Below are 15,521 nucleotides of genomic sequence, written 5' to 3' on the forward strand. Positions count from 1 at the left end.
CGCTTAGGACAAATCGTCGAGGCGAGACTCCCCTGCCACATAGCGCTTACCCCGATATTCCGGGTGCATGAGGTTCTCGGTGCTCAGGACCTGGTTGAGCTCCTTCTCGTCCATCAGCCTGCGTTCGAGGACAATGTCCCGGACGGAGCGGCCGGTGCGAGCGGCTTCCTTGCCGACCATATCGCCCTCGTGGTGGCCAATGACCGGATTCAGGTAGGTCACGATACCGATGGAGTTTTCCACATAGCCGCGGCAGACTTCCGGGTTAGCGGTGATGCCGGTAATGCACTTGTCGCGCAGAGTATCGGTAGCGTTGCGCAGCAGTTCAATCGATTCGAAGAGGCATGCGCCGATGACAGGCTCCATCACGTTTAGCTGCAACTGACCGGCCTCGGCTGCCCAGGTCAGGGTCACGTCGTTGCCGAAGACCTTGAAGCAGGCCTGGTTCGCGACCTCCGGGATTACCGGGTTAACTTTTGCCGGCATAATCGAAGACCCAGCGGCGCGCTCCGGCAGGTTGATTTCATTCAGTCCTGCTCGTGGACCCGATGCCAGCAGGCGCAGGTCGTTGCACATCTTGGAAATCTTCATGGCCGCACGCTTCAGGGATGCATGCACGCTGACGTAGGCGCCGGTATCGCTGGTGGCTTCGATCAGGTCCTTCGCAGAGGTCACCTTAAAGCCACTGACCTCACGTAGTGCCTGGGTCACGGCCTCGCGGTAGCCTGCCGGCGCATTCACGCCGGTACCGATAGCGGTTGCTCCCAGGTTGATTTGCAGCAGGCGTGCCGACGCAGTTGCGATGGACTCCTGCTCTTCCTCAAGGTTGTGGGCAAATGCGTGGAAAGCCTGTCCCAGGGTCATTGGAACGGCATCCTGCAGCTGCGTGCGGCCCATTGTGATGATGTCGTTGAATTCATCACCCTTGGCGTGTAGGGCCTCAACCAGGGAGTCGAAGTGCTTCTGCAAGCTCAGTAGCGACATGTGGATAGCAAGACGGAAACCTGTTGGGTAGGCGTCGTTGGTTGACTGGCACTGGTTGACATCATCGTTGGGGTGAATGACGTCGTATCGGCCCTTTTCCAGACCGAGCAGTTCCAGAGCGAGGTTAGCGATGACCTCGTTGGTGTTCATGTTGAGACTGGTGCCAGCGCCACCCTGGAAGACATCGATTGGAAACTGATCCATGCAGCGTCCCTTTTCCAGGATTTCATCACATGCGGCGACAATGATGTCTGCAACATCGCTGGGCAGCGTGTGGACGCGCTGGTTGGCAATGGCCGTGGCCTTCTTTACCATCACCATGCCACGAATGAATTCGGGCACGTCGTTGATGGTCTTGGCTGAGATTTGGTAGTTGTCGATTGCGCGCAGGGTGTGGATGCCGTAGTAAGCCTCTGCCGGAACCTCCATAGAGCCAAGCAGGTCGACCTCGGTACGTGTTGCGGACATGTGGAAGCAATCCCTTCTCGTAGGCGCAGTCTTATGAACCACAATTCGTGGCGCTGCGGTTACACCGTCAAAACTACAGCGCTGGCGCAACTGCCGCTTTTCCGGCATAAGGGGACTATGTCAGTACGGCTAACGCCGTGCGCATGCTCAGTGCCAAGCCTACTACTTACGTCGACGTAGGTGGGAGTGAAAATGCATTGGTCAGTTCCCCGCTCGAGATGGGGATCCATCTCGAAATGGGCCCCTACTTGAGACGGCACGCCCCCTCACCCCTCGAGCAGGTCACGTCTCCACTAAATACGCGCGATACGTATATTCGAAGCCAAGATCGCCTCGGCACCAATCTTCGCCAGGGCATCCATGAGCGGGTTGGCCTCTGCCTTCGGAACTAGCGCGCGAACTGCTACCCAATCCTCGTTAGCCAGCGGCGACACGGTCGGACCAGACAGGCCCGGGGTGAGCTTGGATGCCTCTTCCAGCGCGGACGCACGGATGTTGTAGTCAATCATCAAGTACGTCTTGGCATGCAGAATGCCGGTCATGCGACGTAGGAACACCTGCTGCTCCTCGGTGACCTCTACGCCCTTGCGTCCGACAACAACTGCCTCAGAGCTGACCAAAACATCGCCGAATGGCTTCAATCCCTGCTTGCGCAGGGTACGACCGGTGGAGACAACATCGGCGATTACGTCGGCAACTCCCAAGCGGATGGAAATCTCCACTGCACCATCAAGGCGAATGACGGTGGCGTTAATGCCACGAGCCTTCAGATCCTCGCGCACCAGGTTCGGGTACGAGGTGGCAATGCGCTTGCCCTCCAGAGCTTCTACGGTCCACTCCTCATCGGCCGGAGCGGCGTAGCGGAAGGTCGAGGCGCCGAAGCCCAGATTCAGAACCTCATCGACCGGAGCCAGCGAGTCAGCGGCCAGGTCGCGGCCGGTGATGCCCAAATCCAGATGGCCGTTGCCAACGTAGATGGGAATATCCTTCGGGCGGAGGAAGAAAAACTCAATGTCGTTGGCTTCGTCGTGGATGGTCAGGCTCTTGGAGTCGCCTCGACCCGGGTAGCCAGCTTCCTTCAGGATTTCGACTGCCGCCTCGGACAGCGATCCCTTGTTGGGCACGGCAATACGCAGCATGGTGTTGATTTCTCCTACAGGTACTTGTAAACATCCTCGGGGCTCAGCCCGCGACCGACCATGACCACCTGCAGCCAGTACAACAGCTGCGAAATCTCCTCTGCGAGGGCTTCGTCAGATTCGTGCTCAGCTGCAAGCCAGACCTCACCGGCCTCTTCGACAATTTTCTTGCCCTGGAAATGCACACCAGCGTCCAGCGCCTTGACTGTGCCCGATCCCTCGGGGCGCGACTGTGCTTTTTCCTTCAGCTCTGCAAACAGGTCATCAAAGTTCTTCACCCGGTCTATTGTTCCATGTCGTCTACTCGCCCGCGAAAGCAGCCCGCAAAAAGCCCAAATTCGAGGTATCCAAATTGCCCGAAATGAAGCGCGCCGGGGGTACTAACGTCCCCACATCAGCCTGCGAAACGCTCACATCCGGCATTGGATTCCACACCACCGTGCATCCCGCAGCGAGTGCAGAGCGCACCCCCGTTGAGGAATCTTCGATAGCCAGGCAGTCCTCTGGCGCAAATCCGGCTAGCTCTGCGCCACGCAAGTACGGATCCGGTGCCGGTTTGCCGTTGGCCACCTCATCGCTACACACTGTTGCGGCGAAGTGCTGCTCCCCCATGACATCAATGCAGGGTTGCGCCACGTGCCGACGGGTATTGGTCACCAACACCACCGGAATGTCAGCAGCCCGGGCCTGGTCCAAAATCGCCGGCACACCCGGGCGCCACTCCACCCCATGTTCTAGAACCAATTCAGTGAAGCGACCTTCGACGAATTGGGAGCCCGAGGCAAACAGCTCGTCGTCAAGCGTGCGTCCCGCATGATCAGCACAAATCGACAGCGTGTCCCAGAGCGTGTTGCCGACGCACTGCATGCGCAACTCCGGAGTCAGGCGGCGGCCTACGAATTCCGAGAGGTCGTACGTGGCAATCTCCCACAGAGGTTCCGTGTTGATGAGGCTGCCGTCCATGTCCCACAAAATTGCTTTCACACCATGCGACTATGCCAGGCAATCAAGCATTTAGCGATTATGTCAGCAAAACCGTCGGATGAAGGTTTAGAGTTTCAGGAAGGAAAGTATGTTGCGGTGCTGCATGAAATCACCGCATGAACGTGTCCCGCGTGAATGAAAGGCATCGACTAGCTATGACAACCACTGAAGATTCGCTCGCCCAGGCTATCGACCAACCCGAGGCATACTTCATTCCGCTAGGGACGGTCACCGAAGGCGAGCTCAGCTACGAGCGCTTCATGCCCACCAGCTTCACTTATGGGGCGTGGGGGCCGTTTCAGCACGGTGCGCCGCCGTCGGCGCTGCTGACGCGCATGTTGGAGCGCCGCCGTCTGGAAAGCGAGGGGATGCGTATTACTCGCATCGCCGTGGATCTGTTGTCGGCTGTACCGTACACGGAGCTCCGCGCGCGCTCATGGGTCTCGCGCCCGGGGCGGCAGATCGCCAAGGTCGAAGCCGAATTGCTTGCCGACGTCAAGGGTGCCTGGCGACCAGTTGCCACCGCGTCCGCATGGATGATGGCCACTGCGGATACGCGGGATATTGAGCGTGCATTCGACAAGCAGGTGCCCGGGCCCGAGGAATGCAGCGCCGAGTACATTCCGCTTACCGACGATTGGAGTGGCGGCTACATCGAATCAATTGAAGCCCGCGCCGGCGCGACGGAAGAGCTGGCCGAGACGCAAATTCACTGGGTTCGCGCGCAGTACCCAATCGTGCTCGGGGAGGAGCCGACTGCGGTGGAGCGAGTCATGCAGGTAGCTGATACCGCCAACGGTATCGGGGCCACGCTGAGCCCGCACCAGTGGGCGTTTATGAATACCGACTTAGTGGTTCACCTGCACCGACTCCCCCAGCTCGGCGCCTCGGAGAAGTCGGCGGAATCGGAGTTGCAGTCGGAAGACGGCGGCTGGGTGGGCATCGCCGCCCGCGGTTCCATTGGGCCGGACGGAATCGGCATGACCGCGGGCGAGCTCTACGATGTGCACGGCCCCATCGGCCGCAGCATGCAGACCTTGCTGGTGCGACCGCAGGGATAACGCGAAGCTACACGTTAAAGTACTTCGCTTCCGGGTGGTAGAGCACGAACGCATCGGTGGACTGCTCTGGGTGCAGCTGGAGCTCCTCAGAGAGCTCCACGCCGATGCGCTCCGGCTGCAGCAGGTCAATCATGCCCTGACGGAAGGTCAGATCCGGACAGGAACCATAGCCGAAGGAGTAACGAGCGCCGCGGTACTTCAGGTCAAAGAAGTCCTGGGTATCGTCGGAGTCTTCCGCGCCAACACTTGTGCCGTCGGAGAACGCGAGCTCGGAGCGAATGCGCTGGTGCCAGTACTCGGCCAGCGCCTCGGTGAGCTGCACGCCGATACCGTGAACCTCCAGGTAGTCGCGGTATTCGTTCTTGGCGTAAATATCGTTGGCGAAGTCAGCGATGGGCTGTCCCATGGTCACCAGCTGGAACGGCATGACGTCGGTCTGTCCTGCGGCGATGGCATCTTCGCGCGAGCGAATGAAGTCAGCAATGCATAGGAAGCGACCACGCTGCTGGCGCGGGAAGGTCCAGGACACCACTGGCTCTGCCGCGGGGTCGGGCTGCTCCCCTTCCGCAGGTAGCGGCAGTACGTGTACGGTATCGCCCTCAGAAACTGCTGGGAAGTAGCCATAGACGACAGCCGCATGCTGGAGGATGTTCTCGGCGCGCAGGCGCTGCAGCCATGCGCGCAGGCGTGGACGACCATCGGATTCGACCAGTTCCTCGTAACTCGGCCCCTCGTCGCCGCGGGTGCCGCGCAGTCCCCACTGCCCCATGAACAGAGCGCGTTCGTCGAGGGTGGTCAGGTAGTCGTCGAGGGGCAGGCCCTTGACAATGCGGGTTCCCCAGAACGGCGGTGTCGCAACGGGGACATCAGCGGCGACATCGGAACGCTCCGGCACCTCGGGGGCTTCAGCAGCAGCCTTGGCGGCGCGCTGCGCGGCGATGCGCTTGGAGCGCTCACGGCGGGCGCGGCGAGCTTCCTTCTTCTCGCGGGCAGCAATGGCCTCTGGCGAATTCTCGTCTGGGCCGAGGCCCTTCTTAGCTGCCATCAGCTCGTCCATGATGCGCAGTCCTTCGAAGGCATCCCTGCCGTAGTAGACATCGCCGTGGTAGAGCTCGGACAGGTCGTCTTCCACGTAGCTACGCGTCAGCGCGGCGCCGCCGAGCAGTACTGGGAAGCGGGTGGCATCGCCGGCGGAGTTGATCTCCAGCAGGTTGTCCTTCATCACCACAGTGGACTTCACCAGCAGGCCGGACATGCCGATGGCGTCGACATCCAGTTCCTTGGCGGCGGACAGAATCGTAGCGATTGGCTGCTTAATGCCCAGGTTATGCACGGTGTAGCCGTTGTTGGAAAGAATAATCTCCACCAGGTTCTTGCCGATGTCGTGGACATCGCCCTTCACCGTGGCCAGCACAATCGAGCCCTTGGAGCCCGTGGCATCCTCGGCATCCATAAAGCCCTCGAGGTAGCCCACCGCGGCCTTCATCGTCTCGGCCGACTGCAGCACGAATGGCAGCTGCATCTGGCCGGAACCGAACAGGTCACCAACGGTCTGCATGCCACGCAGCAGGTCCTCGTTAACAATCGCCAGCGGTTCCTTTTCCTTCATGCCCTCATCGAGGTCAGCCTCGATACCCGTGCGCTCACCGTCGATGATGCGCTGCGCCAGGCGGTCGAACAGCGGCATGGCGGCAAGCTTTTCGGCCCGGGCGTCCTTCGCGTCAGCGGCGGAGACTCCTTCAAAGAGCTCCATGAATACCTGCAGTGGGTCGTACTCCCCGTCGGGGTGTCCCGCTTCACGACGGCGGTCGTACACCATATCGAGAGCGACTTCGCGCTGCTTGTTGTCAATCTTGTTCATCGGCAAGATCTTGGAGCTGTGGGCAATGGCGGAGTCCAGGCCGGCCTCGATGCACTCGTTGAGGAACACCGAGTTGAGTACCTGGCGAGCCGCCGGGTTCAGACCGAAGGAAATGTTGGACAGGCCGAGCGTGGTGTGCACGTTCGGGTGGCGACGCTTAAGTTCGCGGATGGCTTCGATGGTTTCGATGCCGTCGCGGCGAGTTTCCTCCTGGCCAGTGGAAATCGGGAAAGTCAGACAGTCGACAATAATGTCCTGCTCGCGCAGTCCCCACGTGCCGGTGATGTCGGCGATGAGACGCTCGGCGATCTCAATCTTCTTGTCCTTTGTACGCGCCTGACCTTCTTCGTCGATAGTCAAAGCGACCACGGCAGCACCGTGCTCAACAACCTGGCGCATAATGCGCTGGTAGCGCGAGTCCGGGCCATCGCCGTCTTCAAAGTTCACAGAGTTGACCGCGCAGCGACCACCGAGGTGCTCCAGGCCAGTCTTCAAAACCTCCGGTTCCGTGGAGTCCAGCATGACCGGCAACGTCACCGAGGTGGCGATCTGCGATGCCAGGGTTGCCATGTCATCGCGACCGTCGCGCCCCACGTAGTCCACACACAGGTCAATCATGTGTGCGCCATCGGTGACCTGACCGCGGGCGGTGTTAAGGCACTTCTCCCAATCGCCGGCCAGCATGGCCTCGCGGAAAGCCTTGGAACCGTTGGCGTTGGTGCGCTCACCAATCATGGTGATGCCGGTTGTCTGCGTCAGCGGGGCTGCCGAGTACAGAGAAGCGACCTCATCGATTGGCTTTGCATTCGGATCCGTCGATGGGCGTGCTGCCTGAACAGCAGGGCCCTGCTCAGCGTAAGCGCCTGCACCGGTAATAGCATCGCGAACAGCGGAAACATGCTCCGGTGTGGTACCACAGCAGCCACCGACCATCGCCAGGCCAAACTCTTCAACAAAGCCGCGCAGCGCTGTGGCCAGCTCTGGGGCGGTCAGCGGGTAGGTCGCACCGTTCTTACCCAGCACTGGCAGACCCGCATTCGGCATTACCGATACCGGGATGGAGGCGAAATTGGACAGGTAGCGTAGGTGCTCGCTCATCTCGTCCGGACCCGTTGCACAGTTCAGGCCAATCATGTCGATACCCAGCGGCTGCAGCGCTGCCAGGGCTGCACCAATCTCCGAGCCCATCAGCATGGTGCCTGTGGTCTCGACAGTCACGTGGACGACAATCGGAATCTTCTTCTCAGCCTGTCGCATGGCGGCCTTGACGCCATTGACTGCTGCCTTGACCTGCAGCAAGTCTTGACAGGTCTCAATCAAAAACGCATCCGCGCCACCGGAAATCATGCCGAGTCCGGCCTCCGTGTAAGCGTCGCGAAGCTGAGCGTACGGAGCGTGCCCCAAAGACGGCAGCTTCGTGCCCGGGCCCAGCGAACCGAGGACAAAGCGTCGCATACCCTCGCGCCCCGGCCCCATTTCGTCAGCGACCTTGCGGGCGATTGCGGTGCCCTTGTGCGCTAGCTCCTGAATACGGTCTTCAATGTCGTAATCCGCGAGGTTCGGGAAGTTGCAGCCGAAGGTATTGGTTTCCACCAGGTCGGCGCCGGCCTCGAAATAACGCCGGTGAATCGTCTCGATGATGTCGGGACGAGTGTCATTGAGAATCTCATTACAGCCCTCGTAGCCGAGGAAGTCCGCGTCAACGTCGAGGTCAAAAGACTGCAGCTGGGTACCCATGGCGCCATCGCCAATGAGTACACGGCTGTGCAGTGCGGTGAGGAACTCGGAAGAGTGGCGATCAGTCATGAATAGACACCTTAGTCTACTTTCATAACCGCGCCGTTAATCGGGCTGGTTATTCCATCTCAAAGTAGCTTTCCGCCTTCACCGCAGGCAGGTCCAAACCGACAGCCTTCGTTGCGGAATTGATAATCGCGAGAATCTCGTCGAGCTCCTCATCAAAAATCGAGCCACCGTGCTCATGCTCAATCGCAGCCACGCGCTGTAGGCAGTTCTCTACCGCCTGCGTTGCGGCTTCTTCTCGCTTATCGACGGCCAGCTCCGCCGCCTGATCAATACCAGCGGCGGCCCCACGGAGGGCTTCCCCGACCTGGTCGGCTACCGATTCGTCAAAAAGTGGCTCCCAGAACTCGCGTTCCTCGGGCTGCAGGTAGCTGCCGGTGGCAAACATGCGCAAATCGGCAACTAGCTTATCGATGTTCTCTTGCGTTACTTCGACAGCAGACAGATCTGAGTTGCTCATGCTCAAATTTTAACGCCAAGCAGCGCGTCCAGCGCGGCGGCAACGAATTCTCCGGCACCCGCTGCGCCGGTTACTGTGCCAGCATCTGCCTTGTTGCCGGTAGCCGAGGACCACTCCGCAGCCCAGGCATCGATAGCGGCCAGAGCAGCCGGCGTATCCAGGTCATTGGCCAGGCTTGCGCGCACATCGGCAACCAGTGCCGCTGCTGCGCGTACAGCCTTCTCATCGGTGGCAGTCTTAGTAGCTGCGCAAGCCGCTCGCCAGGCCTCGAGACGTGCCTTGGCCGCCTCCAGCACCTCGTCCGACCAATCGCGATCAGAGCGGTAATGGCTGGCGAACACGCCAATACGAATAGCACTCGGGTCGACGCCGGCGGCCACCAGTTTGGAGACAAACACCAGGTTGCCCAGCGACTTGGACATCTTCACGCCATCGAGCGCAATCATGCCAGCGTGAACATAATGGCGCGCCATACGTGCACAGCCAGTAGCGGCTTCAGCGTGAGCCGCCGAGAACTCGTGGTGCGGGAACGCGAGATCCGAGCCACCGCCCTGAATGTCGAAGCTCTTCCCCAGGCGGTTGGTGGCAATCGCCGAGCACTCAATGTGCCAACCCGGCCGGCCCGCACCAAAAGGAGCCTCCCAGCTTGGCTCCCCGGGGCGAGCGGCACGCCACACCAGCGCGTCCAGTGGGTCCTCCTTGCCCGGGCGATCCGGGTCGCCACCGCGCTCCGCAAAGAACTCCGCCATCTGCTCTGCCGAGTAATTGGACTCGTAACCAAAGTTCTCAGTGGCAGTCTTGCGGAAGTACACATCCGGGTACTCGTCATCGGTGAGCTGGTAGGCTGAGCCATTCTCCAGCAGCTTCTCGACCATTTCCACGACCTCGCCCACGGACTCAATGGCGCCGATATAGTCGCGCGGTGGAATCACCGACAGGTTTTCCATATCCGAGCGAAACAAATCAATCTGCGAGGTGCCCAGCTCGCGCCAGTCCACCCCATCGCGCTCCGCACGTTCGAACAACGGGTCATCGACATCGGTGATGTTCTGCACGTAATGCACCGAGTGTCCATTGTCCAGCAGCTGACGGTAAATCAGATCAAAGGTGAGGTAGGTTGCTGCGTGCCCCAGGTGCGTGGCGTCATAGGGTGTGATGCCACACACGTACATGGTCGCCTCCGGTCCCGCTTCCACCTGGGAGACCTTCTGATCCGCGGTGTCGTAGAGGCGTAGGGGTACCGATGTTGAGTTTTCGTCGTCAAGCGAATGCGCCTTACCTGTATTGCTGGCGCGGTTGAACACATCGAAACGCGCATCGCCGAGACTGGGAACCTGTGGTTGGGGCCACGAATGCATTAAATACTCACTACCTCACTAAACAGCGTTGATCGTGCCGAAGCCGAGCAACACCATAACAATCAAACCGACCGGGATGCGGTACGCGGCGAACCAAGCGAAGGAGTGGTTCGACACAAACTTCAGCAGCCATGCGATAGACGCATAGCCGACGACGAAGGCAATCAGCGTACCGATGGCCAATTGCGCACCACTAGCGGCCTGTCCCGCCGCAGGGTCAAACGCGTCTGGAAGCGAAAAAATTCCAGCAGCGAAAACAGCGGGGATAGCCAGCAGGAAGGAAAAGCGCGTTGCAACCTCTCGGTCCAAGTGCAAGAACAGGCCGGCAGACACCGTACCGCCCGAGCGCGACACACCCGGAATGAGCGCCAGGCACTGCGCGAAACCCATGACGATGGCATCTCGCATGGTCAGCTCTTCATAGTTGCGCTCACGACGGCCGAACTTCTCTGCGGCGATAAAGACAAAGGAGAAAAGCACCAACACAGCGGCTGTAATCCAGAGATTGCGCAGGTTATCGCGGATGAGGTCCTTCCCCAGCACACCGATGATGGCAATCGGCAGCGTACCGACAATCACCATCCAACCCATGCGGTAGTTGAAACCGCGGGCTTCCTTATTGAACAGACCGGCAAACCAGCCAGTGAGGATCTGCCAGATGTCCTTGGCGAAGAACACCAACACAGCCAATTCGGTGCCAAGCTGCACCACAGCGGTGAAGGATGCACCGGCGTCCTGGCCCCACAGCAGCTCGGAGACAATCCGAAGGTGCCCCGAGGAACTCACCGGGAGAAATTCCGTCAGACCTTGCACTACGGACAGGATGATTGTCTGCGCCCAGGTCATACCGGTGCCGGCGGTATCGGCAGCGGTATCTGCTGAGGCGCTTAGTGTCGTCATGATAGTCACGGGTGTATAGGCTACTCGTCCGGTTTGTGTTGTGGCTATAGCGAGGTTTCGGTGCGGCGATAGCGAGACCTCTCCCGCGGAACTTTTCCCGCGACCGCACACGGGTGTCCTAAAGTAAAAATCGTGCAACAACGAATTCTGGGCAACAGCGGTTTACGCGTCTCCGCCTTGGGGCTGGGTACGGCCACCTGGGGTGCGGGTACCAGGCAAGACGAAGCCGGACGCATCCTGACGGACTTCCTCGACGCCGGAGGCAACCTTGTCGACGCTTCCCCACTCCACGGCGGCGACACTGTTGCCGACATGCTGGGTGCAGTCATCGCAAAGCGCGGTGTCGCCGACGAATTGGTGCTCTCGGTCGCATCTGGCATACACCCCGAGCGGCCCGTCGGCAGGCGCGTGGACTGCTCGCGTAAGACACTGCAAAAGGACCTCGACGATACGCTCGCACGCCTCGGCGTCGAACACATTGATCTGTGGTCGCCCGGCTACTGGGATGGGCTGACCCCACCGGAAGAGGTCGCCGATACCCTGGAATGGGCTGTGCTCACGGGGAAAGTACGTTACGCCGGAGTGCGTGGATACAGCGGTTGGCAGGCGGCGGTGACGCATGCCGCCGCGGATCGAATCGCTCCGGTGTTCGCGCAGCATGAGTACTCGCTGCTCCAGCGAAGCCCTGAGGCTGAACTACTGCCCGCCTGTGAGCATTTGGGGCTCGGCTTTATCGGTGGCGCCCCACTGGCCCAAGGCGTTTTGACCGCCAAATACCAGCACATCATTCCCGAGGACTCCCGCGCTGCTTCCGAACACGCCGACGCAGAGGTACAGGACTATCTCGACACGCGCGGCGTCACGGTTGCAGGCGCGCTGACCACCGCAGCCAAGGGGCTCGGCGTCAGTGCTGCCGTCGCAGCGATTTCCTGGGCACGCGATCGGCCGGGCGTCACCTCGATCCTCGTTGGCGCTCGAGACCGCGCTCAGCTACGCGAAAACCTCACCGCCGAACAACTCACGCTGCCACCGCAGATTTGCAACGCGCTTGACGACGTCACGCTGTAATCAGTAACCGCATTCTTATAAAGACTTATAAGGCACAACGAATGCGAGAGCCTCCCACGGCTGGAGGCGTCCACAAAGTAATCAGGCCGGGGTGGTAGTTTCTATAGCGTGAGTGAAAACAGTCGTCGACGTGTCATAACCTCCCTTCTAGCGGGGCTTTCCGCTAGCGCAGTGGTCCTGGCAGGGTGCTCCTCCGATGTGGAAGGAGACATCGATGCCGGAATGGGCAACGCCACGCCAGTGCCGGCCGCTTCACCCGCTGCTCCCGATACTGCTATCGGGAGGGCCAAGAAGATTGATGAGGACGTTACCGATGCCGTGCTGGTCGGCGACCGAGTTGTCCTGAAGGCCGGGGACAAAATCTTTGCCGGTCCGCTGAATAACCCAATTGAGCGATCAATGAAGCTGGGCGCGAAGTGTGGTGAGCTCGCGCCGGGCGGCCCTAACGCTTTGCTGCCGTGTGAAGATGGCATCCACGTCATTACTGACCAGGCTACGGAAACGGCCGTTGTCGGCCGTGGCACCAACTACTCCGCCGCAGTTGGCCTGGAAGGCGGCCGCATCATCGGTGCCCATGCGGATAGCAATGTCGTCGATGTGTTCGGCGCTGATGGTGAGTTGGCCAGTGACTTCAAGGCTGCCAATAACGGGTCGCAGCTCGTTGAGATTCCCAAAGCGGACAATGACGCGGACGTCAAGCTGTTAGAGGTCAACCGTCCGGAGACTTCGGTGCATGAGCTCAAGCTCGATGAGTCCCGCGCTGGCTCTGCGCTGCGTGCGGGTATCGGCGTCGGCAAGGTAGCTTCCGGTGATCATGTCATTGCTGCCGCAGACACCAAGGGCAACCAGCTTCTTATTTACACTGCCACTGACGTCATTCGCCTCCACCAGGCAGCTCCGGCCCCGGAGGCTCCGTGGGCGGTAGCGGTCGATGAATCGCGCGGAATTGTCTGGGTGACTTCGACGAAGGTGAACAAGCTGACTGGCTACGACATCAGCTCGGGTACCCCAGTCAAGGTCGCGGACATCAACACGGTTGCAGATCCACAGTCGATTGTTGCCACCGAGGATGGCCAGATTGGCGTCTTCTCGGCTACCGGTGACGGGGCCCAGATTTTTGACTCCGCGGACGTCGATAAGGCAATTGCTGATTTCAAGCAGGATGCAGAGAAGATTCGTGAGGAGATGTCGGTTCGGGAACCAGCCGATAAACTACCGACCGGTGCAGGTGACACCAAGGGAGCAGACGACTCCGAGGGAGAGACTAAGTAGATGCCTTCGAAACTTCGCGCCAAGTCCTATCAACTCGCGCTAAAGGCAATGTTCCAGGTCCCACCGGAGCAGATTCACGAGGCCATCTCGAAGACCCTGAAGGGGCTGCAGAAGTCGGAGAGTCTACAGCGGGCGGTGAGCAAGTTACTCGTTGTTGACGATGCTGTGCTGCGTCAAACCGTGTTCGGCGTGGACTTCCCGCGTCCGCTGGGGCTCGCCGCAGGCTTCGACAAGGCTGCTATTGCTCCGGATTGCTGGGGGCCAATTGGTTTTGGCTACGCGGAACTGGGAACCGTGACTGCCAAGCCGCAGCCGGGCAATGATCGCCCGCGTCTGTTCCGTCTGAAGGAAGACCGCGCCATTTTGAACCGCATGGGTTTCAACAACCCCGGCGCCGCTGCTGTAGCGGAGAACTTGCGGGCGCGTCGCAGTGACGACGTCATCGGTATCAACATTGGTAAGACAAAGGTGACTCCGCTGGAAGAGGCCGTCGATGACTATCGAGAATCGGCTAGCCAGCTCGGCGGCTTGGCGGACTACGTTGTTGTTAACGTCTCCTCACCGAACACGCCGCGTCTGCGCGACCTTCAGGCAGTGGAGTCACTGCGCCCGATTCTGGCAGCGGTGACTGAGGAGACCGACTCGCCGGTGCTGGTCAAGATTGCTCCTGATCTCTCCGACGATGATGTCATCGCAGTTGCTGACTTGGCGGTTGACCTTGGGCTGGCAGGCATTGTGGCCACCAACACCACCATTTCTCGCGAGGGCCTGCGTACGCCCGCGGATGAGGTCGCGGAGATGGGGGCCGGTGGAGTCTCGGGTGCTCCTGTGGCAGCTCGGTCACTAGAGGTGCTGAAGCTGCTGCACGAGCGCGTCGGAGACAAACTAGTTCTCATCAGCGTCGGCGGCATTGAAACTGCTGAGCAGGCGTGGGAGCGGATTGCCAACGGCGCTTCCCTACTGCAGGGCTACACACCGTTGATTTATGGCGGTCCGGACTGGATTCGTGACATTCACCAAGGGTTGGCTCGCCAGATTCGAGCTCAGGGATTCTACTCCATTTCGGAGGCAGTCGGCTGTGGTCTGCCGTGGCGTGGTTAACTGCTGAAAGCCGTTGAGGCTTCCTAACCCAATAAACACGTGACCCCGGGGCCAGCTGCCATGAAGGCGCTGGCCCCGGGTTTTCTGTATGAGTAGCGCGCCCGGTCGGTAGTTGCCCGTGTGGGCGTCGTATCCTTACTCCCCGACGTTCTCCCACCACGGCGTGATGATGGCACGCGCAATCGAGTGGAAGTACAGATTGAAGCCAAGCACGGTCGGCGTCGCATCTCCCGGAACTTCAAGCTTCTCCACGTCGACCGCGTGCACCGCATACATGTAACGGTGTGGGGCATGCTGCGCCGGTGGGTTAGCTCCGTAGTGACCACGCATGCCCGAGTCGCCGACAAGCTGGATAGCGCCTTCTGGCAGCTTAGAGCCGTCTTCGGAGCCAGCTCCCTGTGGCAGACCCTTTTCGGTCGCTGGAATGTTGAAGACAGCCCAGTGCCAGAAGCCCGAAGCGGTCGGAGCATCCGGATCGAAGCAGGTCACGGCAATGGACTTAGTGCCCTCCGGCAGATTTGCCCAATCCAGTTGTGGGGAAACATTCGACGGAGCGCGGAATTCATCCGCAATCTTCTCGCCGTCCTTGATATCTGGCGAGGACAGCTCGAAGGTTGGCAAATCCTTCAGCGGTGCGTACGGATCTGGTCCCGGGAAAACCGGAGCATTTGCGGTGTCGTTGGAATTCGTAGTCATAACTACCAGTGTGCCTACTTTATGAGCGCGCTGCAGGGACTTCACAAGACTCCCTATCTGCAGGGCCTGATTCTCAGTGCGAATCCAAGGCGGATGCGGGGCTAACACCGCTGATGTAATTACACCCAGGTTTGGCGCGCTAATACCCTGCTGACCTGCCAATTTGTGTTTCATTATGTAGTCGGGATACAGTATCACAGGTCAGCACGGAAGTGCTTCCTACCCGGTCCGGGTGGCGGAATGGCAGACGCGCTAGCTTGAGGTGCTAGTGCCCTATTAACGGGCGTGGGGGTTCAAGTCCCCCTCCGGACACAAGATAAATCCCGAGAAACTGCAGCAAATGCAGCTCTCGGGATTTTTGCTTTA

The 15,521-nt window shown here is 60.0% G+C and carries 13 protein-coding genes and 1 tRNA gene; 5 read left to right on the forward strand and 9 right to left on the reverse strand.

All coding sequences use genetic code 11. From position 1 onward, the window contains the following. Positions 1-3: 3 nt before the first annotated feature. The 4 genes from aspA to HMPREF2878_RS06470 all read right to left on the reverse strand — a co-directional run bounded on the left by aspA (position 4) and on the right by HMPREF2878_RS06470 (position 3,575). Positions 4-1,452, reverse strand: a complete 1,449-nt coding sequence (aspA, locus tag HMPREF2878_RS06455; RefSeq protein ID WP_070429707.1) for an aspartate ammonia-lyase — start codon at positions 1,450-1,452, stop codon at positions 4-6. A 293-nt stretch (positions 1,453-1,745) separates the two neighbouring features. Next, the gene (hisG, locus tag HMPREF2878_RS06460; protein WP_016422792.1) at positions 1,746-2,591 is read right to left on the reverse strand and encodes an ATP phosphoribosyltransferase; all 846 of its coding nucleotides are present in this window, start codon (positions 2,589-2,591) and stop codon (positions 1,746-1,748) included. A 14-nt stretch (positions 2,592-2,605) separates the two neighbouring features. Then, positions 2,606-2,869 (reverse strand): phosphoribosyl-ATP diphosphatase, encoded by a 264-nt coding sequence (locus tag HMPREF2878_RS06465; RefSeq protein ID WP_005510825.1) that lies wholly within the window; start codon positions 2,867-2,869, stop codon positions 2,606-2,608. Positions 2,870-2,891: 22 nt separating this feature from the next. After that, entirely contained in the window at positions 2,892-3,575 is a 684-nt protein-coding gene (locus HMPREF2878_RS06470) for an HAD family hydrolase (RefSeq protein WP_083276364.1), read from the reverse strand. 155 nt (positions 3,576-3,730) lie between these two features. Between HMPREF2878_RS06470 and HMPREF2878_RS06475 the strand changes: the two genes are divergently transcribed. Beyond that, positions 3,731-4,636: a thioesterase family protein gene (locus HMPREF2878_RS06475; RefSeq protein WP_016422790.1), complete on the forward strand. Its 906-nt coding sequence runs from the start codon at positions 3,731-3,733 to the stop codon at positions 4,634-4,636. 7 nt (positions 4,637-4,643) lie between these two features. Here HMPREF2878_RS06475 and metH read toward each other — a convergent pair whose 3' ends face one another. The 4 genes from metH to HMPREF2878_RS06495 are packed head-to-tail and all read right to left on the reverse strand — an operon-like array spanning position 4,644 to position 11,018. Then, positions 4,644-8,303: a methionine synthase gene (gene metH / locus HMPREF2878_RS06480; RefSeq protein ID WP_070653074.1), complete on the reverse strand. Its 3,660-nt coding sequence runs from the start codon at positions 8,301-8,303 to the stop codon at positions 4,644-4,646. 49 nt (positions 8,304-8,352) lie between these two features. Beyond that, positions 8,353-8,760 (reverse strand): hypothetical protein, encoded by a 408-nt coding sequence (locus tag HMPREF2878_RS06485; RefSeq protein ID WP_049170565.1) that lies wholly within the window; start codon positions 8,758-8,760, stop codon positions 8,353-8,355. 2 nt (positions 8,761-8,762) lie between these two features. Further along, positions 8,763-10,118 (reverse strand): cysteine--1-D-myo-inosityl 2-amino-2-deoxy-alpha-D-glucopyranoside ligase, encoded by a 1,356-nt coding sequence (gene mshC, locus HMPREF2878_RS06490; RefSeq protein WP_049170567.1) that lies wholly within the window; start codon positions 10,116-10,118, stop codon positions 8,763-8,765. 18 nt (positions 10,119-10,136) lie between these two features. Further along, a complete protein-coding gene (locus HMPREF2878_RS06495) occupies positions 10,137-11,018 on the reverse strand; it encodes an undecaprenyl-diphosphate phosphatase (RefSeq protein ID WP_040361409.1) in 882 nt (293 codons plus the stop codon). A gap of 132 nt (positions 11,019-11,150) precedes the next feature. Here HMPREF2878_RS06495 and HMPREF2878_RS06500 point away from each other — a divergent pair, with 132 nt between their 5' ends. The 3 genes from HMPREF2878_RS06500 to HMPREF2878_RS06510 all read left to right on the forward strand — a co-directional run bounded on the left by HMPREF2878_RS06500 (position 11,151) and on the right by HMPREF2878_RS06510 (position 14,459). Continuing rightward, positions 11,151-12,086, forward strand: a complete 936-nt coding sequence (locus HMPREF2878_RS06500; RefSeq protein WP_016422785.1) for an aldo/keto reductase — start codon at positions 11,151-11,153, stop codon at positions 12,084-12,086. A 108-nt stretch (positions 12,087-12,194) separates the two neighbouring features. Continuing rightward, positions 12,195-13,358 carry a hypothetical protein gene (locus HMPREF2878_RS06505; RefSeq protein ID WP_179078157.1) on the forward strand — a complete coding sequence of 388 codons (1,164 nt, stop codon included), beginning with the start codon at positions 12,195-12,197 and terminating at the stop codon, positions 13,356-13,358. Beyond that, complete coding sequence (locus tag HMPREF2878_RS06510; protein WP_049193506.1) at positions 13,359-14,459, forward strand: quinone-dependent dihydroorotate dehydrogenase; 1,101 nt, start codon at positions 13,359-13,361, stop codon at positions 14,457-14,459. A gap of 135 nt (positions 14,460-14,594) precedes the next feature. Here HMPREF2878_RS06510 and HMPREF2878_RS06515 read toward each other — a convergent pair whose 3' ends face one another. After that, positions 14,595-15,155, reverse strand: coding sequence for a YbhB/YbcL family Raf kinase inhibitor-like protein (locus tag HMPREF2878_RS06515; protein WP_049193504.1), 561 nt, complete (start codon positions 15,153-15,155; stop codon positions 14,595-14,597). Between the two features lie 226 nt (positions 15,156-15,381). Between HMPREF2878_RS06515 and HMPREF2878_RS06520 the strand changes: the two genes are divergently transcribed. After that, positions 15,382-15,467, forward strand: a tRNA-Leu gene (locus HMPREF2878_RS06520). The last annotated feature ends 54 nt before the right edge of the window (positions 15,468-15,521 follow it).

It is taken from the genome of Corynebacterium sp. HMSC065H09 (assembly GCF_001812845.1).
GTDB classification, from domain to species: Bacteria; Actinomycetota; Actinomycetes; order Mycobacteriales; family Mycobacteriaceae; genus Corynebacterium; species Corynebacterium jeikeium_D.

What these genes read in the sequence shown, in the direction of transcription:
- aspA (WP_070429707.1), bottom strand. Translation starts at nt 1,452, where the DNA reads ATGTCCGCAACACGTACCGAGGTCGACCTGCTTGGCTCTATGGAGGTT.
- hisG (WP_016422792.1), bottom strand. Translation starts at nt 2,591, where the DNA reads ATGCTGCGTATTGCCGTGCCCAACAAGGGATCGCTGTCCGAGGCGGCA.
- HMPREF2878_RS06475 (WP_016422790.1), top strand. Translation starts at nt 3,731, where the DNA reads ATGACAACCACTGAAGATTCGCTCGCCCAGGCTATCGACCAACCCGAG.
- metH (WP_070653074.1), bottom strand. Translation starts at nt 8,303, where the DNA reads ATGACTGATCGCCACTCTTCCGAGTTCCTCACCGCACTGCACAGCCGT.
- HMPREF2878_RS06485 (WP_049170565.1), bottom strand. Translation starts at nt 8,760, where the DNA reads ATGAGCAACTCAGATCTGTCTGCTGTCGAAGTAACGCAAGAGAACATC.
- mshC (WP_049170567.1), bottom strand. Translation starts at nt 10,118, where the DNA reads ATGCATTCGTGGCCCCAACCACAGGTTCCCAGTCTCGGCGATGCGCGT.
- HMPREF2878_RS06495 (WP_040361409.1), bottom strand. Translation starts at nt 11,018, where the DNA reads ATGACGACACTAAGCGCCTCAGCAGATACCGCTGCCGATACCGCCGGC.
- HMPREF2878_RS06510 (WP_049193506.1), top strand. Translation starts at nt 13,359, where the DNA reads ATGCCTTCGAAACTTCGCGCCAAGTCCTATCAACTCGCGCTAAAGGCA.
- HMPREF2878_RS06515 (WP_049193504.1), bottom strand. Translation starts at nt 15,155, where the DNA reads ATGACTACGAATTCCAACGACACCGCAAATGCTCCGGTTTTCCCGGGA.